Genomic DNA, 24,919 nt, shown 5'->3' on the forward strand with positions numbered 1-24,919 from the left:
CATCGAGGGGGTAGGCCCAGGTGATCCTCACGGTCACGCTGAACACCGCTCTCGACATCACCCATCGCGTACGGGACCTCAGGCCCCACACAACCCACCGGGTGACCGAGGTCACCGAACGGCCCGGCGGCAAGGGCCTGAACGTGGCCCGGGTGCTGGCGACCCTCGGCCACGAGGTGACGGTGACGGGGTTCGTCGGAGGCACGACCGGGCGGGCACTGCAGGACCAACTCACCCGCACCCCGGGCGTGGTGGACGCACTGGTCCCCGTCGAAGGATCGACGCGCCGGACGATCACCGTGGTTGAAGCCACCGGTGACACGACTCAACTCAACGAGCCCGGCCCGCTCATCGCCCCCGCCGAATGGCTGGCCTTCCAGGAGGCGTACGAGGACCTGCTGCGCTCCGCCTCGGCGGTGGCCCTGTGCGGCAGCCTGCCGCCGGGGATACCGGTGGGCGCGTACGCGACCCTGATCCGAACGGCACGCACGCGGGGCGTACCCGTACTGCTGGACACGAGCGGGGAGCCGCTACGCCGAGGTGTGGCAGCCCGCCCCGACATCGTGAAGCCGAACGCCGACGAACTGGCCGAACTCACCGGCTCCCACGAGCCGTCCCGAGCCGCCCGAGACGTCCGCCGCCGAGGCGCCCACGCGGTCGTCGCCTCCCTGGGCCCGGAAGGCCTCCTGGCCCACACCCCGGAAGGGCACTGGCAGGCGACCCCACCCCGCCCCCTCCGAGGCAACCCCACCGGCGCGGGCGACGCGGCGGTCGCCGGCCTCCTCTCGGCCCTGACCGAAAACCTCCCCTGGCCGACCCGCCTCACCCGAGCCGGGGCCCTGTCGGCGGCAGCCGTACTGTCCCCCGTGGGGGGCGAGTTCGACCAGGAGCTCTACGAGGAACTCCTGCCCCAGGTGGCGGTGACGGGCGAGGCCACGGCGGCCTGACGTCTTGCTACACATGACCGAAGAACCACTCTCTGTGGCGAGATATTCAATGGCATTTCGAACTCAAGTTTGAAATGGTCACAGTCAACCGATCTCGATCAAGAAAGTGGAGCAACTCACCATGAAGTTACGCCTGTTCGCTCTAGTCGGAGCGGCAGTCATCGCCGCCCTTCCGCTCACCACCGGCCAGTCGGCGTCGGCCGCGACGAAGTGCCCGAAGAACTATGTCTGTCACTGGACGAAGGCCAACTTCAAGGGGAAGATGGGCATCAACAACAGGTCCACCGGGTGCTTCCCCCGCAAGGGCCGATCGGTGTCCAACCAGACCGGCAGACGCATCTCCGTCTACAAGGGTGACTACTGCAAGGGCGCCCGCATCGACATCAAGACGGGCCACTACTCGGCGAAGACTCCGTGGAGTTTCAAGAGTATGTCCGTGTGGGGCCCATGACGTTCTCCGGGCCATGGCTCGGGGGCGCCTTCTACAGTTAGAGATTCACGACAGTTGAGGGCCGTCCGTGCTGGCGGCCCTCAACTGTGTGCGTTCCACTTGGTCGTCCCAGCCCTGTTGAACTCCTTAGCTGACAGCTCAGGAGTCCTTGGCGAGGTACAACTGGTCAATGTTGACGTCGCAGGAGTTGCCCTGTTCGCAGGAGATCTTGACCTCGTTGGTGCCCTTGTTGAGCTGGACGAGCGCCCAGGTGTTAGTCCAGCCCTTCTCGTAGTCGCCCTCGGGGGCTTTGGAGAAGTTCCCAAGGTTGAGCGGGCGGGTCTGGGCGGTGCCGTTGACCGTGAGCGTGGCGTTGGCGTCCTTGCCGGGGACGCCGTAGAGGACGTACAGCTTGTACTGGCCGGCCTTGGCGAAGTCCTCGATCTTCCAAGTCACGGACGACCCCACCGAGTTGAAGTTGGTGACGTAGAAGCCGCCTTCGGACTTCGCGCCCGGGACGTCCGACGCGGTGATGGCGTTGCCGCCCAGCAGCAGGGTCTTCGCCTCGGCCTTCGGGAGCTCCGCGTCCTCCTCCACTGCGGCGGACTTGCTCGCCGAGGGGCTGGGCTCGGTGCTCTGGCCGGTGGTGGGGGAGGTGGAGGCGCCGGCGTTGTTGCCGGTGTTGTCGCCGTCGTCGCCGCTGAGCAGGGCTACGCCGATGCCTATGACCACGGCGGCCACGACCGCGATCGCGCCGATCAGCAGGCCCTTGGTGTTCGGGCCACGGCCTCGGCCGCCGCCACCGCCGTACGACTGCTGACGGGTCGTCTGGGCGCCGCCGGTGAAGGACTCCGGGGCCGGGGCCTGGTGGTGCGCGTTGGGCTGGCCGTAGGCGGTCTGCTGCTGCGGGACCTGGCCGTACGCCGCGGTGGGCGCCTGAGGGGCCTGCTGGGTCTGCCCGTACTGGCGCTCGCCTACCGGCCGCACCCGGTTGACCGCGTTCGGGTAGCCGTAGCTCCCCGTGGGCGGCTGGGCCCCTCGGGCCTGGCCGTCGGCGTACAGGTAGCCGAACGGGTCGTCGTCCTCGGGCGTGCTCGCGCCGTTGTTGCCGGGCGTCATCCCTAGGTCTCCTAAGCGGTGCGGTACATGCGGGTACAGGTGGGCGGTCTTGCAGGGGGGTGTGGACACGGGGGTGTAGAAGAGCGAGCCTACCCGCTCACGCTGCTCCAAACGGGTGACTCAGACCTCATCATCCCGCCAATGAACCGCTCACCTGGCCTTATCCACGCGCTATCCGGCTCGGCGGTGCTGTTTGGGACGAGATCGTTTCTCGACGTACATCCGCTCGTCAGCTGATTTCAAGACTTCGTCCGCCGTCATCCCGCAGTGTGCCCATCCGATGCCGAAACTGGCGCCGACGCGCATCGCGCGGCCGTCGACCCGGATCGGCTGGATGATCTCGTTGCGCAGGCGTACGGCGAGGTCCTGGGCGTCGGCGCGGCCGAGCCCGTCGGCGAGGACGACGAACTCGTCACCGCCGAGCCGGGCCACCGTATCGCCGTCGCGCACGCCCCGGCTGAGCCGCCGGGCCACCTCGATGAGGACGGCGTCGCCCGCGTTGTGCCCGAACCGGTCGTTGATCGACTTGAAGCCGTCGAGGTCGCAGAAGAGCACCGCGAGCCCCTTGGTGCCGTCGTCCCGCTCGTCCTCGGGCGCGACGGTGTGCACATGGTGGTCGAAGGCGTCGAACGGCCCGCCGCCCGCATGGAAGTCGAAGGCGTGCCCGCCCGCCTCGTACTCGTCGAAGGACGGGTGCGGCGGCTGCGACGCCGGGTGCCCGCCGGATCCGCCGGGTCCGAGGTACTCGCCGTACTCGCCGTACTCCCCGTACTGCGCGGAGGCCGCGTCCTGTCCGAAGCCCGGGTCCGCCGAGTCGGCGCCGACGCCGGCACCGGTTCCGGCGAGGACGGCCTGGGGGCGCTGGCAGAGGCGGGCGGAGAGGCGGGAGCGCAGCTCCGCGGAGTTCGGCAGGCCGGTGAGGGCGTCGTGGGAGGCGCGGTGGGCGAGCTGGAGCTCGCGGCGCTTGCGCTCCTCGATGTCCTCGACGTGGGTGAGCAGAAAGCGGGGTCCGTCGGCGGCGTCGGCCACGACGGAGTTGCGGAGGCTGACCCAGACGTACGTCCCGTCGCGGCGCCCGAGCCGCAGCTCGGCGCGGCCGCCCTCGGCGGAGGTCCGCAGCAGGGTGCCTATGTCCTCGGGGTGGACGAGATCGGAGAAGGCGTAGCGCCGCATGGCGGAGGCGGGGCGGCCGAGGAGGCGGCACAGCGCGTCGTTGGTCCGCAGGATCCGGCCGTGCTGATCGCCGCCCATCTCGGCGATGGCCATACCGGAGGGGGCGTACTCGAAGGCCTGCCGGAAGGATTCCTCGCTGGCCCGCAGCGCCTGCTGCTCCCTTTCGAGCCTGACCAGCGCGCGCTGCATATTGGCACGTAGACGCGCGTTGCTGATCGCGATGGCGGCCTGGAACGCGTACATCTGGAGCGCTTCACGACCCCATGCGCCCGGTCGCCGACCGTTGCGCGGCCGGTCCACGGAGATCACGCCGAGCAGCTCGCCGCAGGAAGCGCCGGAGGGACCCGGGGTGTACAGCGGTGCGAAGAGCCGGTCGGAGGGGTGCCACTCGTCCTCGAAGCGGGGTGCCGGGCCGTCGGTGTACCACTGCGGTACGTCGTCCTCGTCGAGCACCCAGCCCTCGGTGTGCGGTATGAACCGCAGGTCGCCCCAGGCCTCGCCCATACTCAACCGGCGGTCCCAGGAGGCGCGCGAGCCGACGCGGCCGGTGATCAGGGCCTCGGCGGCGGAGTTCCCGGCGAGGGCGGCCACGACCAGATCGCCGTCGGGGCGGACGAGGTTCACGCACGCGAGCTCGTAGCCGAGGCCGTTGACCACACCGTCTGCGACGGTCTGCAACGTGTCGGCCAGGCTGCGTGCGGTGTTCATGTCCGCCATCACCTGGTGCAGCTGCCGCAGCGTGGTCAGACGGACGTAAGGCTCCGACTCGGTTTCCATTCGCCCTCCCCCCGAGATCTCGTGGCAGCTGGCGCAATCGCTGTAACCTACGTAACTCGCAGGCTTACTATGCTTACAGTTCCCGCTTACAGCTTGCAGCGTCCCCGCCACTGAATCACAGCGCGGAGCCCACTCGGTACACAGGGTCAACAAAATATGGCCCCTGTGACTCAAGTCACAGCAGAACGTGAGCAATTGAGTGGAGTTTATGCGTTTCCCCGGTGCACTTCCTGAAGGATTCAGAACTCTGTGTGGGGGCTGTGGGGCGGGGTAGACGAGGGCGTCGGATGCCGCCGAGATCCGACAGAAGGGCCCTAGGTCGGAGGTCCGGGTGGGCGTGGGGCCCTGGTCCGAGCGAGGCCTCGTGCCCTGGTCCGATGTGGCGGGTGGTGGGCGGGGGCTAGCGTTCGAGCGTGCCGAAGACTCCATCCATAGCCCCCTCCGCGACCCCACGCTCACCTCGATCCGTCCCCTCCGCCCCCGTCGTCGCGGTGCCCCCGGCTGTGCCCGGGGCCGGTGGTGGCGGGCATGCTGAAGGGGTGAGTGAAGACGAGTTCCGGGCGGCCATGTCGCGGCTGGCCTCGGGGGTGGTCCTGGTGACCGCGTACGAGGCGCCGCTGGATCCCGAGGGGCCGCGCGGCGAGGACGCGGGCATGACGGCCACGTCCTTCATGTCCGTGTCCCTCGACCCGCCCCTCGTGATGGTCAGCCTCCGCGAGGGCTCCCGTATGGACGACCTCCTCGCCGAGCAGCCCTTCTGGGCCGTCTCCCTCCTCTCCGAGAACCAGCGCACCATCGCCGGCCGCTTCGCCATGAAGGGCCGCGTCAGCGACCGCCTGCTCTTCGCGGACATCCCGTACGTCCGCGGCGAGGCCACCGGCGCCCCCCTGATCAGCGACGCCCTCGCCACCCTCGAATGCCGCACCGAGCAACGCGTGACCGCCGGCGACCACACCCTCGTCATCGGCCGCGTGCTGAACGCGTCGGTGCCGGGTGCGGACGCGGGGCCGTTGGCCTACTTCCGGGGGCGGTACCGGCAGTTGGGGTGAGGGCGACTTCTGGGTCGTAGGCACCAATTGGCAGATTCGTCTCGGCGGCGGGCCCTAAAACAAGCCGTATCCAGGCGTTTTGCAGCGCCTGGAGGCGTATCCCTGGGACTGAGCTGCCAATTACTGAGCCCCGTGGCCCTTACGCCCCCAACAGCGCCATATCGAGCGCGGCCAACCGATCCTCCTCGGCCACCACATCGATCGCCGCGACCCGCCCCTCCGCGACCGCGAACGACAGCACCCGCTCGACCCGCCCGTCCCGGACGACGACAAGCCCCGCCGCCCCGTTGACGAGCGCCCGCCGGACGAACTGCCCGAGGCGGGCGTACATCGCGGCCCGCGAGGCGACCGCCGTCGCGCCCCGGGTCACCCCGGCGGCGGACCGCACCACCACGTCCGGCGCCAGTACGGCCACCAGCGCCTCGAAGTCCCCGTCCCGCGCCGCCCCGAGGAACGCCTCGACGACCTCCCACTGCCGCTCGACGTCGGCCTCGACCACCGGCGCCCCGCCCCGCACCCGCCGCCGCGCACGGCTGGCGAGCTGGCGCGCGGCAGCAGGCGTACGGCCCACGAGGGGCGCGATGTCGTCGAAGGGGACGCCGAAGAGGTCGTGCAGCACGAAGGCGAGCCGCTCGGCGGGCCCCAGGGTCTCCAGTACGACGAGCAGGGCGAGCCCGACGGAATCGGCCAGCAACGCCTCCTGCTCGGGGTCCATCCCGCTGACGGGACTCACGACGGGCTCGGGCATCCGCAGCCCACCGTCGCCCAAGCCGGCCGAACCATCCGGCCCGGCCAGCGGCTCCTCGGCACGCGACCGCCGGGACCGCAGCATGTCGAGGCAGACCCGCCCGACGACGGTGGTGAGCCAGCCGGCGAGGTTGTCGATGTCACCCGAGCCCGCCCGGCTCAGCTTCAGCCACGCCTCCTGCACGGCGTCGTCCGCCTCCGCGAGCGACCCCAGCATGCGATAGGCGACGGCCCGCAGACGGGGCCGGTGCGACTCGAACCGCCGAGCGAGAAATTCACTGTCGCGCACGTCGCGTACGTCGCTCGCATCGCGCACGTCGCTCGTCGTGCCGCTCATCCGGTCACTCGCCCGGTCACTCATGGGTGGCCACTCCTCGTCGTCATGCTCCGTAGTCGCTCTCTACGGACCTGACGAATCCCACCCCACCGATGTAACAGCCCCACGGCCGCCCTCATCAGCCCCAGTCGCGCCCCGACCGCCCCCGCTTGGTGTCGGACCGCTGCTTCTTCTCCCGCAGCCGCCGCTCGTTGATCCCCCTCGGGATACGGGTCGGCCGACGCGGCTTGGGCGGCGGGGCCGTGGCCTCGGCGAGAAGGGCGGCGAGACGTACGGCGGCGGTCTCCCGGTTTCGCCACTGCGAACGGTGCTCGGAGGCCCGTACGCTGACGACGCCGTCGACGAGCCGCGAGGCGAGCCGCTCCAGGGCCCGCCGCTTCCACACCTCGGGAAGTGCCTCGGTGTTCGCCAGGTCGAACCGCAGCTCGACCTGCGAGTCACTGGTATTGACGTGCTGTCCGCCGGGACCGGAGGACCGGGAGAAACGCCACATGAGCTCGGCCTCGGGAAGCGAGACGGAGCCGCGGATGACGTAGGGACCGGACATGCCGTCCATGTTCCCGTCCCCGTCGGCTCGCGTCACCCCAATATTCCTTGCCGTCCCTGCCATCCTTGCCCCGATATTCCTTCCGGGTGCCGGTAGGCAAAGAAAGCAAAGACACTGGGCGACATCTGGAACCTTCACCACCCCTCACGGCGTTCATTGGGGTAGCTGTAGGTTCGCCAGTACACAACGAGGGAAGGACTCCCAACCATGGCTGTAAGCCTGTCCAAGGGTGGCAACGTCTCGCTCACCAAGGAGGCTCCGGGCCTGACCGCCGTCACCGTGGGCCTCGGCTGGGACGTCCGCACCACCACCGGCACGGACTTCGACCTCGACGCCTCCGCGATCGCGGTCAACACGCAGGGCAAGGTCTACTCGGACGGCCACTTCGTCTTCTTCAACAACAAGCAGACCCCGGACCAGACCATCGTCCACACCGGTGACAACCGCACGGGTGAGGGCGCGGGCGACGACGAGGCGATCAACGTCAACCTGGCGGGCCTCCCCGCCGACGTCGACAAGATCGTCTTCCCGGTCTCCATCTACGACGCCGAGAACCGCTCGCAGAACTTCGGCCAGGTCCGCAACGCCTACATCCGCATCCTCAACCAGGCCGGCGGCGCCGAGATCGCCCGCTACGACCTCTCCGAGGACGCCGCGACCGAAACCGCCATGGTCTTCGGCGAGCTCTACCGCAACGGCGCCGAGTGGAAGTTCCGCGCGGTCGGCCAGGGCTACGCCTCCGGCCTCGTCGGCATCGCCCAGGACTTCGGCGTCAACGTCTGACAGCCCCAACGTCCGACAGCCTTAACGTCTGACGGCCCCGAAGGCCCCGGCGCGGCACCCACCGCCGCGCCGGGGCCTTCGCCCGTGGTTCAGCACGGAGTCCCGTGGCTCAGCGCAGGGTCCGGACGAACACGTCGCCGATCAGGTTCGTGTCCTCGGGTACGTGGCCGGGGTAGTAGGAGTCGAACACGACCGTCGACTCGTCCGCGCTCAGCGCCGCCCGCCCCGCGGTGAGCGGCCGGCCGTCCGCTCCCGGTGACAGCAGTTCCTCCTCGCCGGTGCGCAGATCACGCAGGATCAGCCCCAGCGACGTACGGTTCGCGTCCGCCGTGTTCAGGAGCAGCTTCGAGCCGTTCCACGACAGGTCCGACAGCAGGGTGAGATCGGTGGGGTCGTGGCCGTCGTACCGCCGGAGCTCGCCCGTGCGCAGGTCGCGGACGAAGGCGTTCACGGAGGTGTTGGGGTCGTCGCCGGGGACCAGGTCGGTGGCCGACGAGTTGAAACCGACCTTGGAGCCGTCGGCGCTCAGCACCGGACCGACCGCCGCAGTGTCGGCCGGCGCGCCGTGATGGGTGGCGTCGGCGTGTACGGTCCGCCCGCTCACCCGGTCGTACACCAGGATGTCGCCCTGGTCGCCGGTGGCCGGCCCGGAGTAGCCCTCCAGATAGGCGACCTTGCGGCCGTCGGCGCTCATCGAGATCTGCGTGCACCGGTGGAAGTTCTTCGAGCCGTCGGCGGGCCGGCTGACCCGCTGGACCCGCTGCGTCCGGCGGTCCAGCAGCATGACCCGGCAGGCGAACGCGCCGTTCGGGTCGACGGTGGGCCGGGCGACGAAGGCCACGTACCGCCCGTTCGCGCTGATCGGGGCGACGCCGTACGACACCTGATAGCCCTCGTTGCCCTCGCCCATCGCGGGAGCCAGGCGTTCGACGCTCCCGGTGCGCAGGTCCATGACATGCTTGGAGCTCTTCTGGGTCGTCGCCGAGAACGAGGTGAAGGTCAGGTACCGCCCCGACTCGGACAGCTGGGGCGACGACGTCGTCTCCCCCGGCACCACCACGCGCTGCAGAGGCGCGCCGGGAGCCGTCCGGTAGAAGACGCCGTCGCGCACATCCGTGCCCGGGACCAGGTTGGTCGCCGACGATATGAAGGCCACGACGCGCCCGTCCGCGCTGACCACCGGTTCCCCCGAGTGCCCGTTACCGCCGGTGCCGTCGGGGGCCACGCTGATCCGCTCGGTGCGCGGGGCGACGCTCGGCACCTCGTCGCCGCTCGCCGCCTCCGCGGGCCCGGTGAGACAGATGACGACGGCCAGCAGAACGGCGGCGTTCACGGAGATACGTGAGATGCGTAAGGAAGGTCTCATCAGTGGCTCCCCCTTCGGCCGGGGACGACCACGCCCGCCCCCTCCACCCCGTGCCCCCGGCCCGGCGCAGAGGACCCACGAGGATGCGTGCGATGAAAGCGCGCCACCGGCGAGGGGTCAATGCATGCGTACGCGGTCGATAGCGTGCGGGTCATGTTGTTACTCGAACGTCTCCGCGCCGCGTCCGAGGACGGGACCGGGCCCGGTCGCGTCCCCAGTACCGTCCCCGGTCCGCTTCTGGCCGAGATCACCGCCCTGTACGCCTCCAACCGCGCCTTCTTCTCCCTCAGCGGTGACTTTCCGGACGCGGACGACATCCGTCCCGAGCAGGTGGGGGCGGCGCTGGCGGTGGAGTTGGCGAACCCGGATGTGGAGGTGATGCTGGGGCGGAGGCACGGTGACGGGCGGCTCGCCGGGGTGGCGATCACGCTCGCCCGGCATCCCGATCCGGCCGACCCGGACCCGTGGATCGGGCTGCTGGTCGTGGCTGCGGGTGCGCAACGGCGGGGATACGGGCGGGAGTTGGCCTCACGTGTCGAGGATCGGTTCCGGCAGGCCGGCCGTACCGCCGTACGACTCGCCGTCCTCGACAACAACCCGAACGGCCTCGCCTTCTGGACATCCCTCGGCTACGAGGTCATCGCCCGCCGCCCGGATCGGCAACTGGGCCGCCCGTGCTCCGTGTTGCGCAGGCCCCTGTGAGGAGACGAGGCATCAGGCCTTCGGCGGCTTTCCCTCCCCGTACAGCCACTCCTTCCAGATAGGGGCCAGGTCCGCGTCCGGGCTCGTCCTCCTCGCGAACTTCTCGGCGTACGCGGTGAAGTCGGCCGTGTTCGCGTTGCCGTGGCGGTGGGTGGTGGCCCAGTTCCGGAGGAGGTCGAAGAAGGGGGCGTCGCCGATCGCCTGGCGGATCTTGTGGAGGACCATGGCGCCCCGCTCGTAGACCGGGGGGTCGGAGATGCGGTCGGCGCTCGGCGGGTTCGCGGGCGGGAAGGCCCAGACGGCCTCGTTCGAGGCGGCGTCCGCGTGGTGGCGGCCCTCGTAGACCGCGTCGAAGATCTCCTGGGCCGTGTCGCCGCCGTGATCCTCCTGCCACAGCCACTCGGCGTATGTGGCGAAGCCCTCGTTGAGCCACATGTCCCGCCAGGTCTTCGGGGTGACGGAGTCGCCGTACCACTGGTGGGCCAGCTCGTGGACGAGGAGCCCGAGGTCGGGGGCGCCGGGGAAGACGGGGCGGTTCTGGGTCTCCAGGGCGTACCCGGCGGCACCCGGATGGTCGACGATCGCGCCGGTGGAAGAGAAGGGGTACGGCCCGAATCTGCCCTCCGCCCACTTCATGATCTCCGGAATCCGGTCGAGCACTGCTCGGCTGTCCTTGACCTGGGCCGGGTCCACGGCGACGTACACCGGCAGTTTCCCGGCTGCGGTGCGGCGAATCTCGTACGTGCCGATCGCGACCGTCACCACATAGCTCGCCATGGGGTCGGTGGAGCGCCAGGCGTAGGTGGTACGGCCGTCCTTCGCCGACTCGTCCCTCAACTCCCCGTTGGACACGGCGCGCAGGCCCTTGGGGACGGTGACCGTGATGTCGTACGTCGCCTTGTCGGAGGGGTGGTGGTTGCCGGGGAACCAGGTCATCGAGCCGGTCGGTTCGCCGAGCGCGAGCGCGCCGTCCGTCGTCGGCAGCCAGCCCTCCTGGGAGCCGTCCGGGTCGGTGATGATCCTGGGAGTGCCGGAATAGCGGACGGTCGTGCGGAACGTCTCCCCTTCGCCCACCCCGGCCTTGGGGCGGACGGTCAGCTCCTGCCCCGCCCGCTTCCAGCGCGCCGCCTCGCCCCCGACGGTGACCGACTCGACGTCCAGCCCCTTCAGGTCGAGGTTGAACGCGCTGAGGTTCTGCGTGGCTCGGGCGGTGATGACCGCCGTGCCCGCGAGGTGGTGGCCGGGGTCGGAGTTCCGCTCCAGGTCGACGTCGAGGGTGAGGGCGTAGTGGGTGACGTCGTAGCCGCCGTTGCCCATCTTCGGGAAGTACGGGTCCCGCAGGCCGGCGGCGCCGGGGGTGCCGGTGCCCTGGGGGCTCCGTGCGGTGTCGTCGTCGGTGCACGCCGAGAGGGTCAGGGCCAGGCTGAGGGCGACTACGGCGGCGGAGCGCAAACGTACGGATCGGAACACGTCGGAGAGCCTATGGGGACATGACACCATCACGTACGTGCTCGACATCGGCTACGCCCTCTCCAACCGCTTCCCCGATCCCCCGCAGACGGACTACCGCCGGGCGGATGTGTACGCGTTGCGGCACGACCTGTTCTGCGGTGACGTGTACCTCGCCGACACCAAGGCGGACCGGGAGTTGTCCACAGCCTGGGGATGGGTGCCGGTGCTGGACTTCGCGTGGGCGCTGTGCGACATCGTGGAGCGGCTGGACCGGGATCCGGCGGGCTCCCGTGCCGCTCGGCCGCAGCGGGCGGAGCTGGACTTCACCGAGTCGACCGATCGCATGCTCTTCGAGCGGCGTTTCGGGTGGGTGGATGTCGAGGCGGACTGGATGCCGGCGGAGGAGCGGCCGCTGACCTTCTCCCACGTGGAGCTGCGGCGCGAGGCCCGGGACTTCTTGCATGACCTGATCGCCGACCTGTGCGATCTGCACGACGACCTCGGGGAGAACCCGGCGATCTGGACCCTCCAGTCCCGCTTCCCCCGGGTGCCCTAGGGATTCTCGCCCCGCCGCCCGTCACCCCTCCACCCGAATCCCCATCTCCCCCGCCAACACCGGTGCCAGATCCATCAGTTGAGCCGAACTGATCACAGCCCCCGACAACCGCTCCACCCCCCGTGCGATCTCCACCGACACGGCCCCACGCAGGTCGACGTCCCTCAACGTCACCCCGCTCAGATCCACCCCCTTCAACGCGCACCCCACAAACTCGACCCGCTCCAACCTCGCACCCCCGAAGTCCGGCTCGACAAGAACGCAGTCCTCGAAGACGACGTCCTTGAGCCGGGCCTCGCGGAGATTGAGGTAGTCGATCTTGCCGCCACGGACGAGCACCCGCTCCAGCACGGCCCCGTGCAGCTGAACACCACCGAGTCGCGCGTCCACGAGCTCCACATCACGGAGGGTCGCCTCGGAGAGGTCCGTGCCGACGCCCCGTATACCGGTGAGGACGGAATCAAGCAGCCGGGCACGGTGCAGCCGAGTCTCATCCAGCGCGCAACCCATCACCGCACAGTCCATGAACCGGGCACCCCCACCGTCCTGCCCTCCGAAGTCCTCCTCCCGGAACTCCAACCCGTCATAGTCCCCGTCCGGCTCCAGCCCCCCATCGCCGTACGCCTCCAGCTCCGGCAACCGCACCTCCGGCCGCCGCGCCCTCTTCACCACCGACCTCGCCCTCACCATGCCCCCATCCTGCACCCCACCACCGACAATCCCACTGACCTGCACAAACTCCGCCACAGCCGCCCCAATGTCACATTCCGGCGCCCTCAATCAGTCCTATGCACAGACAGGCAGACAAGCGACACCCGGCCCGAGGGAGCCCCACCCATGCACCGTGCTCGAACCACCCGCACCCGCCCCACCCACATCACCGTCATAGGCGGCGGCTTCGCCGGCCTCACCGCAGCCGTCACCGCTGCCGAGGCGGGCGCCAAGGTCACCGTGTACGAGGCGCACCACACGCTGGGCGGCCGGGCCCGGACCGCCGAGGGGCCGTACCGTACGAACGAGGGCCCGCACGCGCTGTACAGCGGCGGCCCGCACTGGACCTGGCTCGCGCAGCGCGACCTGATCGCACCGCTCGCGCCCCTCCCGGCCCTGGAGGTCGCCCGCCTGCGCCTGCACCACAAGGGCGCCCTCCGCCGCACCCTGCCGTTCGGAATGCTCAAGCTGCTGCGGCGCGGTACGCACCACCGCGCCCCCGTCGACGTCGACTTCCACACCTGGGCCACCGAACAGGCGGGCGAGGAAGCCGCCCGCGCCGCCGCCAACTACGCGGCGGTCGCCCTGTTCCACCACGCCCCGGGCGCCCTCTCCGCCGCGTTCGTGCAGGAACGTCTGCGCCGGGCCACCAAGCTGCCCCCGGAGGCGCACTACCCGCGCGGCGGCTGGGCGAGCGTCATCGACCGGATGGCGGCCCGCGCCTGGAACCTCGGCGTCCGCATGGAGACCCTCAGCCGGATCGACAGCCTGGACGACCTCCCGGGGACTGCCGGACACGGAACCGGACCCGGACCGGGACGCGTACGCGGACCCGGATCCGGACCCGTCATCGTCGCCACTTCCCTCGACGCCGCCCGCCGTCTGCTCCACGACGACTCGCTGACCTGGCCCAGCGGCCGTACCGCGCTCCTCGACATCGCCGTACGAACGCTCCCCCACTCTCGGCTTCGCTCGATCGGGGGGACCCCCACCGGGGACGCGTTCGCCGTCTCCGACCTGGACGCCCCGGGCTGGATCGAACGCTTCACCGCACAGGACCGCACCCTCGCCCCGGCCGGCGAGCAACTGATCCAGGGGCAGTTCCCGATCGCGCCGCACGAGTCCCGCGCGGCCGGCGTCGCCCGTGGCGAGCACCTCCTCGACCTGGGCTTCCCGGGCTGGCGCGACCGGGTCACCTGGCGTCGCGAGTCGACCGCCAACGGCCGTACGGGCGCGGTCGACCCGCCCGGCACCAGCTGGCGCGACCGCCCGGCGGTGGACCGCGGCGACGACGTGTACCTCGCCGGCGACCAGGTCGCCGCACCGGGCGTGCTCGCGGAGGTGTCGTTCAACAGTGCCCTCACCGCCGTCTCACTGGCCCTCGGAAGGCAGTCGAAGAACACCCTTGACCTCAAGCATGCTTGAGGTCGGAGGCTGGGCCCATCGAACGAAAACCCGAGAGGGAGCCTCCATGCACGCCATCCGTCTGCACACCTTCGGCCCGGCCGAGAACCTCACCTACGAGAAGGTCGAGGACCCCGAGCCCGGCCCCGGCCAGGTGCGTATCGCCGTGGCCGCGGCCGGCGTACATCTGCTGGACGCGGCCCTACGAGAAGGTCACCAAGGGCCCGGCCCGGCACCGGAGTTGCCCACGATCCCCGGCCGCGAGGTCGCCGGAGTCGTCGAGGCCCTCGGCGAGGGCACCCCGGCGCACTGGCTCGGCAAGCGCGTCACCGCCCACCTCGGCTTCGTACCCGGCGGCTACGCCGAACTGGCCGTCACGGACGCCGAACGGCTGTACGAGATCCCGGAGAACCTCGACTTCGCGGAGGCCGTCGCGATGGTCGGCACGGGCCGTACGACGATGGGGATCCTGCAGTTCGCCGAACCCGGCCCCGACGACGTGGCCGTGATCCCGGCCGCGGCCGGCGGTATCGGCACCCTCCTCGTGCAGTACGCCAAGAACGCGGGCGCCACCGTCATCGGCCTCGCCGGCGGCCCCGAGAAGACGGCGCGGGTAGCGGCGAACGGCGCCGATCTCGCCGTCGACTACACGGAACCGACCTGGCCGGAGCGGGTCGCCGCGTACCGGGGGAAGGTCACGGTGGTCTTCGACGGCGTAGGCGGGACGGCGGCCCGCGAGTCCGTCGCCCTCCTCGCACCCAGCGGCAAGCACATCGTCTTCGGCTGGTCGGCGGAAGGCATCAAGAACGGGAGCCCGTACCTCGTCGAGGGCGTCTCGGAGTCCGTCCTGGGCGAGGAGATGCTCCGCAGGGCGGGCGGCCCCGACCCCCTCCGCACCCTCGCACTCCGCGCCCTCACCGAAGCCGCCACCGGCCACCTCACCCCGGCCGTCCACCGCTTCCCCCTCACCGAGGCGGCCGCCGCCCACCGCGCCCTGGAAACCCGCGGCACGACCGGCAAAGTGGTGCTGGAACCGTGACCACCTCCATGAGGCGCCCTGCCCCAGCGCTGGACCACACACCCCCATCGCCCCCGACCCCCACCGCTGGTGGGCCCTGGTCGTCATAGCCCTCGCCCAACTGATGGTCATCCTCGACGCGACCATCGTGAACATCGCCCTCCCCTCCGCCCAGCGCGACCCAGGGATGTCCGACGGCAACCGCTGGAGGTCCCCTCACGCCCTTTAGGCAGTGGGGGAGGGTCATCACCTCCTACACCCTCGCCTTCGGCTGCCTGCTCCTCCTCGGCGGCCGCGTCTCCGACCTCCTCGGCCGCAAGCGCGCGTTCATCATCGGCATGGTCGGCAGCCAGGTCCGCCGCTGCCCCATGAGACTCGCCGTGAAGCCCTCGGTACAGCACAACACATACGGCGCCCGAACCGTCCCGTACGACGTGACCGCATGCTTCGCCCGAATCTCGGTAACCGGCGTCCACTCATGGACAGTGACCCCCAGCCCTTCGACCACTGCCGCCAGCCCCGTCACCAGCTTCACCGGATTCACCCGCGCCCCGTGCGGCGTCCAGGCCGACCCCACGAATATCGGCGTCGCCCCCCTCCGCCCCCGCCACCCGCACAACCTCTTCGACGGTGTCGTTCATCACCCGCTGAAGCCGCACGGCGGCCTGATGCCCATGCAGCCGCGCATACCGATCACGCCCCGCGACCCCGTTGTACAGCCACCCCCCATTACGCCCGGAGGCCCCGTACCCGAAGAACTTCTGCTCCAGCACCACGATCCGCAAAAACGGCGCCGCATTCCCCGGCCAACGGCTGGGAACCCGGGCACACGCGAACACGCGCACGTAGTGTCGGCGCATGATCGATGTTCCGGAGGAACTCGCCGAAACCCAGGAAAAGACCAACGGCGCGGCCGGCCGCGCATTCATCACCGACCTCCCGCGCCTGACCGCCACCTTCCTGGACCGCTGGGACCTCCGCCTCGACGGCCCACCCATGCACGGCATGTGCGCCCTGGTCGTACCGGTGGTCCGCACGACCGACAACACCCCCGCCGTCCTCAAACTCCAACTCCTCGACGACGAGAGCGAGGGCGAACCGATCGCCCTGCGCATCTGGAACGGCGACGGAGCCGTACGCCTCCTCGACCACGACGACGAGACCGGCACCATGCTGCTCGAACGCCTCGACCCCGCCCGGATGCTGACCTACGAGCCCGACTCCCGCAAGGCCGTCCTGGTCATCGCCCGCCTCCTGGCCCACCTGACAGCCACCCCCGCACCCCCTGGCATGCGCCGCCTGGCCGACATCGCGGCCGACATGCTCAACCGCACCCCACCCGTCCTGGACCGCATCACGGACCCGACCGACCGCCGCCTGATCGCCGACTGCGCCGCAGCCGTACGCGAGGTCATGGCCGAACCCGGCGACCGCCTGCTCCACTGGGACCTGCACTTCGACAACGTCCTCGCCACCGACCGCACCCCCTGGCTGGCCATCGACCCCAAGCCCCTGGCCGGCGACCCCGCCTTCGACCTCTGGCCGGCCCTGAACAACCGCTTCGACCCCGACGAGGTCCACTGGCGCTTCGACGCGATGACCGAGGTCCTGAACCTGGACCGGGAGCGGGCGCGGGCCTGGACGCTGGGGCGACTACTGCAGAACGCCGTCTGGGAGGTGGAGGAAGGTCGACCGCTCCAGGCGGACGACTTGGAGATCGCCCGCCGACTGCGGTGAAGGTGGAGCCCCCTGTCGGATTCGAACCGACGACCTACGCATGACAAGTTGTCCGATCTTGATCCGGGGGTGTCTGTAGGCGTTCACGAACTGGGCTCCGCCCCTGGTGACACTGCGCTCCAGACCTGGATGGACGACAGCGGACGGGCTCGGAATCAACGACGTCTGAGACCATGACTGAGACCGCGCGCCCTACGTTCACGTCCCGCTCGTCGCTCATGCCCATCCTGTGAGCGGCCAGGTCGCAGACGTGCCACGACCATCGCCCCCGGGTACTCCTGGACCGGCCAGAACCCCGGACTCGTTCCTGAGACCGAGGACCGCAGGGCCCCCACCCCACCAACAGCCGTATCCGAAGAACAGAAAACCCCAGGTAAGAGAGCTCTTACCTGGGGTTTCAGCTGAGCCCCCTGTCGGATTCGAACCGACGACCTGATCATTACAAGTGATCTGCTCGTTCCAGCTGAGCTAAGGAGGCGCTACGCCTCAACGCCGCGCGTCCAGGCTGCTCCACTGTACACAGAGCCCGTTTCCCCAAGCCACGAAGTTCGGCACTCACCTCGACCATAAAACTGCGCGTAACCATCCGTGCACCCGTTCGTTGATCGGTCTGACGTGCTGTTCCGAAGATCGGATCGTCGGGGAGGGGTTCATGCAGGAGTCAGCGAAGAAGCCGAAGCCGAAAGCGGTGAAGGGCGAGGAGGCCAAGCGCATCAAGCGCGAGACCCTCGGCATCGGCGACCGCCGCAAGCACCACGCCCGCAAGGCGACTCCACTGAAGGGCCACGCCAAAGAGCCGGACACCCAGGACCGTCTCTACCGGTTCCGCTTCTATCCGACCGAGGAGCAGGCCGAGCAGCTGCAGCAGACGTTCGGAGCCTGCCGGTGGGTCTACAACGAGGGGCTGGCTCTGCGGTCCAACGCCTGGGAGCAGCACCGGGTGAATGTGGGGTTCGCGGAGACGTGTCGCGCTCTGACCGGCTGGAAGCGGGTCGAGGAGACGGCGTGGCTCAAGGAGGTGTCGTCGACGGTGCTCCAGCAGTCCTTGCGGCATCTGGATCAGGCGTTCTCGCGGTTCTTCCAGGGCACGGCGAAGTATCCGAGTCGGAAGAAGAAGGGGCGGTCGCGGGATTCGGCGACGTATGTGAGTACGGGTTTCAAGTGGGTCGAGGACCCGGAGCGTCCGGGGACAGGCCTGATCACGCTGGCCAAGCAGTCGGAGCCGCTTGACATCCGCTGGTCGCGTGCACTGCCCGCCGGTCTGGTCCCGGTCCGGCTGTCGGTTACGCGGGACCGGGCGGGGCGGTACTTCGTGTCCACGCTCGTGGAGGAGCGAATAGCGCCGCTGCCTGTCGTCTTCCTGCCGGGTTCGCGTGAGCCGAAGGCTGTGGGGCTCGACCTCGGGTTGGCATCGCTCGTCACTCTCGATGACGGATCGAAGCTCGATCATCCACGGCTGTTGAAGCGGTACGCGGAGAAGCTGGCGCGGCTTCAGCGTGAGCTGCACGAGAAGGTGAAGGGGTCCAGGAACCGGAACAAGATCAGGCAGAAGATCGCTCGTCTCTACGCGCTGATCAGCGACGTACGCAGGGACTTGCTGGACAAGTTCACGACCCGTCTCGTGCGCGAGAACCAAGTGCTCGTGGTGGAGGACCTGTCCATCGTGACCCTGTTGCGCCCGGCGCGTGGCAAGGGCAGGCGCCGGAAGGCCCGGCTGAATGAGGCGATCGTCGACGCGGGGTGGGGCGAGTTGCTGCGGCAGCTGCGCTACAAGTGCGAGTGGTACGGACGGACGCTGGTGATCGTCGACCGTTTCTTTCCTTCGACTCGGCGGTGTTCGGCCTGTCATGCGAAGGGTCCGAAGATGGATGTCTCGGTTCGGGAGTGGACCTGTGCCGAGTGCGGTGTGGTCCATGATCGGGATGTGAACGCCGCCGTGAACCTTCGGGACGAGGGAATGCGGCTGTACTGGTCGGTCGCTGCGGCGCTGCCTCCGGAGAAGAAGGTGCCGACGGTGATCAAGGCGTCGGAGCTGGAGAAGTGTTTGCTGGCTGCGTAGAGGTAGCCGGTGCGGTACGGACCGACGGGCCGTCGGCCGGAATGCCTGTGGAGCTCGTGTGAGACCGGTCAGGCATAGCCCTACCAGGGGCTGTGTGTGTGGTCGGCAGTGAGCGATGAAGCAGGAAGCCTCGGTGCAAGGTCAAAAGGGGATCGCTCTGACTTGACCGAGGCAAGGTCAAAAGTGAGGTGCTCTGCCCCCTCGAAAATTTCCGCGAAGTTCACAGCCGTCCAGGTACTGACAGACGAGGTGAACGCCAGGTACCGTCCTGACCCAGTTCACTGTCGTGGACTACACCACCTTCCTACAACGGATCGTCCGGCACGTTCCTGCCGGTAGAAGGGGGCTTCACAGCCATGGCCACTGTCTCTTTCGACAAGGCGACCCGGATCTACCCGGGTTCCACCAAGCCCGCCGTCGACGCGCTCGACATCGAGATCGAGGACGGCGAGTTCCTCGTTCTGGTCGGCCCGTCCGGTTGCGGAAAGTCCACCTCTCTCCGCATGCTCGCGGGCTTGGAGGACGTGAACGGCGGCGCCATCCGTATCGGTGACCGTGACGTCACGCACCTGCCGCCGAAGGACCGGGACATCGCCATGGTGTTCCAGAACTACGCGCTCTACCCGCACATGACCGTCGCCGACAACATGGGCTTCGCCCTCAAGATCGCCGGCGTGAACAAGGCGGAGATCCGGCAGAAGGTCGAGGAGGCCGCGAAGATCCTCGACCTCACCGAGTACCTGGACCGCAAGCCGAAGGCCCTCTCCGGTGGTCAGCGCCAGCGTGTCGCCATGGGTCGCGCCATCGTGCGTGAGCCCCAGGTGTTCCTCATGGACGAGCCGCTGTCGAACCTCGACGCCAAGCTCCGTGTCTCCACCCGTACGCAGATCGCGTCGCTGCAGCGCCGCCTCGGCATCACCACCGTCTACGTCACCCACGACCAGGTCGAGGCCATGACGATGGGCGACCGGGTCGCCGTACTGAAGGACGGTCTGCTCCAGCAGGTCGACTCGCCGCGGAACATGTACGACCGCCCGGCCAACCTCTTCGTCGCCGGCTTCATCGGCTCCCCGGCCATGAACCTGGTCGAGGTCCCGATCACCGACGGTGGTGTGAAGTTCGGCAACAGCGTCGTCCCGATCGACCGGGACGCCCTGAAGGCCGCCTCCGACAAGGGCGACCGTACGGTCACCGTCGGTGTCCGCCCGGAGCACTTCGACATCGTCGAGCACAACGGTGAAGCCGCCGCCTCCCTGTCCAAGGACAGCGCGGACGCCCCGGCCGGCCTCGCCGTCTCCGTCAACGTCGTCGAGGAGCTCGGCGCCGACGGTTACGTCTACGGCACCGCCGAGGTCGGCGGCGAGACCAAGGACCTCGTGGTCCGTGTCAACGGCCGCCAGGTCCCGGAGAAGGGCGCCCAGCTGCACGTCGTGCCGCGTCCGGGCGAGACCCACGTGTTCTCGACCTCCACGGGCGAGCGCCTCTCCGACTGAGCCGGCTGAGCCCCGACATCCGGTACGAACGAAAGCATCATCCCGGGATAAATCACCCAGGTTGACGAAGAGGGCCCCGCAGACGCCTGCGGGGCCCTCTTCGCTGCCCGCCAGCACCTACCAACTTCCCGGCAAACCGGCCCTTTTCGACCCGCGTGCGTCAACGCGCTACCCAGAAAACAGAACTTCAACATCCCCCATATCGGTGACTTAATGTCGCCATATCACTACCCCACGCTACCCTCACTCCCGTGAAGCACACCCACAAGCACACCCACACCTACACCCCACGGACGCGGCGCGGCCGCGGCCCCGCCCGTCGGATCGGCCGCTCCCTCGCCCTCGTCCTGCCCGTCGTCCTGGTCCTCTCCGGGACCCTCGCGGTCACCCAGGTCAACTGGTCGGGGGCCGAGACCTCGCACTCGGTGCTCGCCGCCTCGGACGTCTCTGACGTCTCGGCCCCGGAGACCTCCCGACGCGCCAAGGCCCGCGCGCCGCACCTGGTGCTGCGCGACAAGCTCCTGGTGGAACTCCAGGAGCAGAACCCCGGCGTCGCCCTCACCCACCTCCAGCAGGCCGTGAACGGCCACCCGTCGCTGGCGAAGCACTGCCCGTCCATCGCCCGTACGCTCGGCCGCGCCGCCGTCCGCGCGTACGGCCCCTCCCGGGCCCAGTCGTACGCCCGCCCCGTCTGCGACACCTCGTACGCGACCGGAGTGGCCGCACAGCACCGCTGAACGCCCCTGCGGGCGGGCACACACCCCCGTTCACCCCCGATTCCGATCCCCAGGGCCGTGCTCCCGCGAACGGGGCGCGCACGTACAGTTCGGGTCATGACCGATCCGAACGCCGCGTCGCGCCCCGTTCAAGCCGTGGTCCTGGCCGGTGGCCAGGGCTCCCGGCTGCGTCCGTACACCGACGACCGACCGAAGCCCATGGTCGAGATCCCCGGGACGGGCACCCCGATCATCGGCCATCAGCTCGCCTGGCTCGCCGAGGAGGGCGTCACCGACGTCGTCATCTCCTGCGGCCATCTCGCCGACGTCCTGCAGAAGTGGCTGGACTCGGCCGACCTCCCGGTCCGCGTCACCACGGTCGTGGAGACGGAACCCCTCGGCCGCGGCGGAGGCCTCAAGTACGCCGCCGCCCATCTCCCGCACCCGGACCGCCCCTGGTACGCCACCAACGGCGACATCTGGACCCGCTTCTCGCTCCGCGACATGGCGGACTTCCACGCCGAACGCGACGCCGTGGCCACCCTCGCCCTGGCCCGCCCCCGCATCCCCTGGGGCGCCGTGAAGACGGACGGCTTCGGCCGGGTGACGGACTTCATCGAGGCCCCGCCGACGACGTACGAGATCAACGCCGGCGTCTACGTCTTCTCCCCCGAGTTCGCCGGCCTCCTCCCCGAACGCGGCGACCACGAACGCACCACCTTCCCCCGCCTGGCCCGAGAACGCCGTCTGGCAGGCTTCCCGATCCCCCAGGGCGCGTACTGGCGAGCGATCGACACGGCGAAGGACCTGACGGAGGCGGCGAAGGAACTGGCGACGCTGGGGCGTTAGGGCGCCTTGCCACCGCCGGTCACCCCAAACGCTCGACAACGCACAGCAATGGGCCCCGCGCCATCCACACGCGGGGCCCATCTCCCTACCTACACCGGCACAGCCGACGCGACCTACCCGAGCAACCCCCCCACCAGCCCCGGCTCCCCGCCACCGGAGGGGCTGCCACTGCTGGCCCCACCGGAAGGGCTCCCGGAGCTGCTGCCGCTCCCCGTCGAACCTCCGGACGTGCTGGGGGCCTGATCAACCGGCGACGACTGCTGCGGCGGCACCTGCCCCGACGCCCCCTGCGTCTCGCTCGGTTGGCCCCCGTTGACGGCGCCCTCCGTGCTGCGCGTCGCCCCCGGAGTCGTGGCCTCCTGCGATGGCCGCGCCGAAGTGGCCCCGGCGGTGGGCGCGTTGGACGCCGAGGGACTGTCCTCGCGCCGCTTGCTCGACTCACCGGGCAACGGCGACCCCGGCAGTTCGTTGCGCGGCGCCTCTCCGGGCCCGGGAACGACGATCCGGTCCGCGTCCCGTACGGCGCCACCGAGCACGGCCCCCACCAGCAGCGTCAGCCCGACGACGAGCGCGGTGACCAGGACCCCCCGCTTCAGCACGTACCGCCGCAGGTCCCAGATGTCGGCCCGCGGCCCGAGCCTGCGCCAGGCACCGCCCGCGAGCCGCCCGTCGACGGAGTACACGGGGGCGCCCGCGATGATCAGCGGGGACCAGGCGGCGAGGTAGATGATGTCCGGCGTCTCGTAGACGGGAGCGGTCTTCCAGCTGACGGAGACCAGCAGCGCGGCCGACAGCAGCGCCCCGAACGCGGCGGCGATCCGCTGCCACAGTCCGAGCACGGTCAGCACACCCACCACCACCTGCGCGAAGGCGATGGCGAGCCCCGACCCCACGGGGTGCTCCAGCGCGAACTGCCGCAGCGGTTCGGCGACTTCCCATGGATGCAGCGTGTTCAGCCACTTCACCATGGACCCGCGCTTGCCGCCGTCGAAGTAGTGCGGATCGCAGAGCTTGCCCATGCCGGCGTAGATGGAGATGAACCCGAGGAAGACGCGCAGCGGAAGCAGCACCACGCCCAGGTTCATCCGCCGCCCGGGGTAATAGGCGTGCCGGACCGGCTCATTGCCTCGCCGCCCGGTCCGCTGCCTCTCGCCGTCCTCGTCGCCGTACGGCTCAGCGGAGTCCCCATCGTAGGCGGCTTCGCCGTATCCCGGGTCGTCGTACCCGGGTACGACGTACTCGCTGCCGGCCCCACGCATCGCGGGCAGCACCCGAGTGCCGTTGTCGCCGCCGACGGGAGCGACGCGATCGCCGTACGAACGCTGGCTGCCGACGATGGGCGTCTCGACGGTTTCGACGGTCAGGTCGGCGTCGTAGCGCCCGCCTTGGACGTCGTACTCGTACCCGCCGGTCTCGGTGGCATCGGCTCCGACGCGCGGGATGACCTGGGTGGCGCCCGCGTTCCGTACGGCCTGGAGGAGGCGGTGGGCTCCGGTGTCGTCCGGAGCGGACTTGCCGCTCCAGACGACGGGCGCGCGACGGCGCCCGGCGGGGGGCGTACCGGACGACCGGCCCGCCGTGCCCACGACGGGAAACCGCGCGGTGTCCTCGGAGGCGCTCAAGTGCCGTGCGATGCGCGGGGACTGCGCCCGCGTGGAGGCGCCCAACTGCACGCGGAAGCTCGCGTGGTTGACGATGACCTGCGCCGGATCGCTCGGCACCTTCACCATGCTCAGCGCGGGAGCGTCGTCGAATCCCGATTCGAATCCCGACGAACGGTCCCCCGTGGGTGTGCGGGGTGTTCTGGTGTCCACACTCATCTAACCGAGTGACGGGTCGTTAGGACACTGCTTTGACCGCCCCGATCTGTCCGGACCCCGTCAAGGTGATCCACAACGCGAGCGCGACCCGCCCCCGGGCGCCTTCGTCAGCCGCGCCGCCGAGCCACCTCGTACAGCACGACGCCCGCCGCGACACCGGCGTTAAGCGACTCCGCGCCGCCGGGCATCGGGATCCGTACGCGGAAGTCGCACGTCTCGCCGACGAGCCGCGAGAGTCCCTTGCCCTCGCTGCCTACGACGATGACGACCGGACCCTCCAGCGCCTCCAGCTCGCCCACCTCGACCTCGCCGTCGGCAGCCAGGCCGACCACGACGACGCCGGCCTTCTTGTACGACTCCAGCGCGCGCGTGAGGTTGGTGGCGCGGGCGACGGGCGTACGGGCGGCCGTACCGGCGGAGGTCTTCCACGCCCCGGCGGTCATGCCGGCGGCACGCCGCTCGGGCACGACGACCCCGTGGCCGCCGAACGCGGACACGGAGCGCACGACGGCGCCCAGGTTACGCGGATCGGTGACCCCGTCGAGCGCGACGATCAGCGGGTCCTCGCCCTCGTCGAACGCGGCCGCCACGAGGTCCTCGGGGTGCGCGTACTCGTACGGCGGCACCTGGAGGACGAGCCCCTGGTGGTTGAGGCCGTTGGTCATGCGGTCCAGCTCGGGGCGCGGCGCCTCCATGAGGTTGATGCCGCCGCGCTCGGCCGCGAGCTGGAGCGCCTCGCGCACGCGCTCGTCGTTGTCGATGAACTGCTGGACGTAGAGCGTCGAAGCGGGCACGCCCTCGCGCAGCGCCTCGACGACGGGGTTGCGGCCCACGACCATCTCGGACGTGCCCTTGCCGCCCCGGCCGCGTGGCACGGGGCGGCGGGCGGCCTGCTTGGCCTTGGCGGTCGCGATGCGGTTCTTCTTGTGTTTCTTGCGCATCTCGGCGGGCGGCGTCGGGCCCTTGCCCTCCAGCCCCTTGCGTCGCTGGCCGCCACTGCCGACCTGCGCGCCCTTCTTGCCGGACATGCGGCGGTTGTTAGCGGCCATGACCTACCCGTCTGTGTGAAGCGTGCGTGTGTACGTGCGTGTGTATGTAATGCAGTGTGCCGCCCGGATGGCCGGGCG

22 protein-coding genes, 1 tRNA gene and 2 pseudogenes are annotated in these 24,919 nt (G+C 69.8%); 14 read left to right on the forward strand and 11 right to left on the reverse strand.

The annotated features are described in order from the left end of the window. Positions 1-20 precede the first annotated feature (20 nt). On the forward strand, positions 21-947 hold the full coding sequence (locus F3T56_RS10990; RefSeq protein ID WP_149824665.1) for a 1-phosphofructokinase: 927 nt from the start codon (positions 21-23) through the stop codon (positions 945-947). Between the two features lie 121 nt (positions 948-1,068). Then, the gene (locus F3T56_RS10995) at positions 1,069-1,398 is read left to right on the forward strand and encodes a peptidase inhibitor family I36 protein (RefSeq protein ID WP_149824666.1); all 330 of its coding nucleotides are present in this window, start codon (positions 1,069-1,071) and stop codon (positions 1,396-1,398) included. A 138-nt stretch (positions 1,399-1,536) separates the two neighbouring features. Here the strand turns inward: F3T56_RS10995 and F3T56_RS11000 are convergent, their stop codons facing one another. Both F3T56_RS11000 and cdgB read right to left on the reverse strand, forming a co-directional pair. Then, complete coding sequence (locus F3T56_RS11000; RefSeq protein WP_149824667.1) at positions 1,537-2,496, reverse strand: carbohydrate-binding protein; 960 nt, start codon at positions 2,494-2,496, stop codon at positions 1,537-1,539. Positions 2,497-2,667: 171 nt separating this feature from the next. Next, positions 2,668-4,446 carry a diguanylate cyclase CdgB gene (gene cdgB / locus F3T56_RS11005; protein ID WP_149824668.1) on the reverse strand — a complete coding sequence of 593 codons (1,779 nt, stop codon included), beginning with the start codon at positions 4,444-4,446 and terminating at the stop codon, positions 2,668-2,670. Positions 4,447-5,012: 566 nt separating this feature from the next. On the opposite strand from cdgB, the gene F3T56_RS11010 reads away from it, so the two are divergent. Continuing rightward, positions 5,013-5,495 (forward strand): flavin reductase family protein, encoded by a 483-nt coding sequence (locus F3T56_RS11010; RefSeq protein WP_149824725.1) that lies wholly within the window; start codon positions 5,013-5,015, stop codon positions 5,493-5,495. 139 nt (positions 5,496-5,634) lie between these two features. On the opposite strand, the gene F3T56_RS11015 is transcribed toward F3T56_RS11010, so the two are convergent. Continuing rightward, positions 5,635-6,531: a sigma-70 family RNA polymerase sigma factor gene (locus F3T56_RS11015; protein ID WP_149824727.1), complete on the reverse strand. Its 897-nt coding sequence runs from the start codon at positions 6,529-6,531 to the stop codon at positions 5,635-5,637. A gap of 166 nt (positions 6,532-6,697) precedes the next feature. Continuing rightward, a complete protein-coding gene (arfB, locus tag F3T56_RS11020) occupies positions 6,698-7,135 on the reverse strand; it encodes an alternative ribosome rescue aminoacyl-tRNA hydrolase ArfB (protein WP_149824728.1) in 438 nt (145 codons plus the stop codon). Positions 7,136-7,333: 198 nt separating this feature from the next. On the opposite strand from arfB, the gene F3T56_RS11025 reads away from it, so the two are divergent. Continuing rightward, entirely contained in the window at positions 7,334-7,909 is a 576-nt protein-coding gene (locus F3T56_RS11025; protein WP_149824669.1) for a TerD family protein, read from the forward strand. A 109-nt stretch (positions 7,910-8,018) separates the two neighbouring features. On the opposite strand, the gene F3T56_RS11030 is transcribed toward F3T56_RS11025, so the two are convergent. Then, positions 8,019-9,275, reverse strand: coding sequence for a TolB family protein (locus F3T56_RS11030; RefSeq protein ID WP_149824670.1), 1,257 nt, complete (start codon positions 9,273-9,275; stop codon positions 8,019-8,021). 153 nt (positions 9,276-9,428) lie between these two features. Between F3T56_RS11030 and F3T56_RS11035 the strand changes: the two genes are divergently transcribed. Next, a complete protein-coding gene (locus F3T56_RS11035) occupies positions 9,429-9,977 on the forward strand; it encodes a GNAT family N-acetyltransferase (RefSeq protein ID WP_149824671.1) in 549 nt (182 codons plus the stop codon). 12 nt (positions 9,978-9,989) lie between these two features. Here the strand turns inward: F3T56_RS11035 and F3T56_RS11040 are convergent, their stop codons facing one another. Then, entirely contained in the window at positions 9,990-11,477 is a 1,488-nt protein-coding gene (locus F3T56_RS11040) for a M1 family metallopeptidase (protein ID WP_149824730.1), read from the reverse strand. A gap of 7 nt (positions 11,478-11,484) precedes the next feature. On the opposite strand from F3T56_RS11040, the gene F3T56_RS11045 reads away from it, so the two are divergent. Beyond that, complete coding sequence (locus F3T56_RS11045) at positions 11,485-11,985, forward strand: hypothetical protein (RefSeq protein ID WP_149824672.1); 501 nt, start codon at positions 11,485-11,487, stop codon at positions 11,983-11,985. A gap of 21 nt (positions 11,986-12,006) precedes the next feature. Here F3T56_RS11045 and F3T56_RS11050 read toward each other — a convergent pair whose 3' ends face one another. Continuing rightward, entirely contained in the window at positions 12,007-12,675 is a 669-nt protein-coding gene (locus F3T56_RS11050) for a pentapeptide repeat-containing protein (RefSeq protein ID WP_149824673.1), read from the reverse strand. A gap of 147 nt (positions 12,676-12,822) precedes the next feature. Between F3T56_RS11050 and F3T56_RS11055 the strand changes: the two genes are divergently transcribed. The 3 genes and pseudogenes from F3T56_RS11055 to F3T56_RS47680 form a co-directional block, all read left to right on the forward strand. Then, positions 12,823-14,121, forward strand: coding sequence for an FAD-dependent oxidoreductase (locus F3T56_RS11055; protein WP_149824674.1), 1,299 nt, complete (start codon positions 12,823-12,825; stop codon positions 14,119-14,121). A gap of 46 nt (positions 14,122-14,167) precedes the next feature. Next, on the forward strand, positions 14,168-15,139 hold the full coding sequence (locus F3T56_RS11060) for a zinc-binding dehydrogenase (protein WP_149824675.1): 972 nt from the start codon (positions 14,168-14,170) through the stop codon (positions 15,137-15,139). Positions 15,140-15,185: 46 nt separating this feature from the next. Continuing rightward, a pseudogene (locus tag F3T56_RS47680) lies at positions 15,186-15,465 on the forward strand (hypothetical protein); the annotation flags it as partial. Here the strand turns inward: F3T56_RS47680 and F3T56_RS11070 are convergent. Further along, positions 15,441-15,915, reverse strand: a pseudogene (locus tag F3T56_RS11070) (NAD(P)/FAD-dependent oxidoreductase); the annotation flags it as partial. The pseudogenes F3T56_RS47680 and F3T56_RS11070 overlap by 25 nt on opposite strands. A gap of 61 nt (positions 15,916-15,976) precedes the next feature. Between F3T56_RS11070 and F3T56_RS11075 the strand changes: the two are divergent. Then, on the forward strand, positions 15,977-16,855 hold the full coding sequence (locus tag F3T56_RS11075; protein WP_149824676.1) for an aminoglycoside phosphotransferase family protein: 879 nt from the start codon (positions 15,977-15,979) through the stop codon (positions 16,853-16,855). A gap of 404 nt (positions 16,856-17,259) precedes the next feature. Here the strand turns inward: F3T56_RS11075 and F3T56_RS11080 are convergent. Beyond that, positions 17,260-17,333, reverse strand: a tRNA-Thr gene (locus F3T56_RS11080). Positions 17,334-17,507: 174 nt separating this feature from the next. On the opposite strand from F3T56_RS11080, the gene F3T56_RS11085 reads away from it, so the two are divergent. The 4 genes from F3T56_RS11085 (at position 17,508) to F3T56_RS11100 (ending at position 21,972) form a co-directional block, all read left to right on the forward strand. After that, complete coding sequence (locus F3T56_RS11085; protein ID WP_149824677.1) at positions 17,508-18,914, forward strand: RNA-guided endonuclease InsQ/TnpB family protein; 1,407 nt, start codon at positions 17,508-17,510, stop codon at positions 18,912-18,914. A 356-nt stretch (positions 18,915-19,270) separates the two neighbouring features. Beyond that, the gene (locus tag F3T56_RS11090) at positions 19,271-20,407 is read left to right on the forward strand and encodes an ABC transporter ATP-binding protein (protein ID WP_149824678.1); all 1,137 of its coding nucleotides are present in this window, start codon (positions 19,271-19,273) and stop codon (positions 20,405-20,407) included. Between the two features lie 251 nt (positions 20,408-20,658). Then, positions 20,659-21,144 (forward strand): hypothetical protein, encoded by a 486-nt coding sequence (locus F3T56_RS11095; protein WP_149824679.1) that lies wholly within the window; start codon positions 20,659-20,661, stop codon positions 21,142-21,144. Positions 21,145-21,240: 96 nt separating this feature from the next. Continuing rightward, the gene (locus F3T56_RS11100) at positions 21,241-21,972 is read left to right on the forward strand and encodes a nucleotidyltransferase family protein (protein ID WP_149824680.1); all 732 of its coding nucleotides are present in this window, start codon (positions 21,241-21,243) and stop codon (positions 21,970-21,972) included. 113 nt (positions 21,973-22,085) lie between these two features. On the opposite strand, the gene F3T56_RS11105 is transcribed toward F3T56_RS11100, so the two are convergent. Together F3T56_RS11105 and rlmB are read right to left on the reverse strand one after the other, a co-directional pair. After that, positions 22,086-23,792, reverse strand: a complete 1,707-nt coding sequence (locus F3T56_RS11105; protein ID WP_246203559.1) for a DoxX family protein — start codon at positions 23,790-23,792, stop codon at positions 22,086-22,088. A gap of 107 nt (positions 23,793-23,899) precedes the next feature. Beyond that, positions 23,900-24,841, reverse strand: coding sequence for a 23S rRNA (guanosine(2251)-2'-O)-methyltransferase RlmB (gene rlmB, locus F3T56_RS11110; RefSeq protein WP_149824681.1), 942 nt, complete (start codon positions 24,839-24,841; stop codon positions 23,900-23,902). Between the last annotated feature and the right edge of the window lie 78 nt (positions 24,842-24,919).

It is taken from the genome of Streptomyces tailanensis (assembly GCF_008386495.1).
Taxonomy (GTDB): Bacteria; Actinomycetota; Actinomycetes; order Streptomycetales; family Streptomycetaceae; genus Streptomyces; species Streptomyces tailanensis.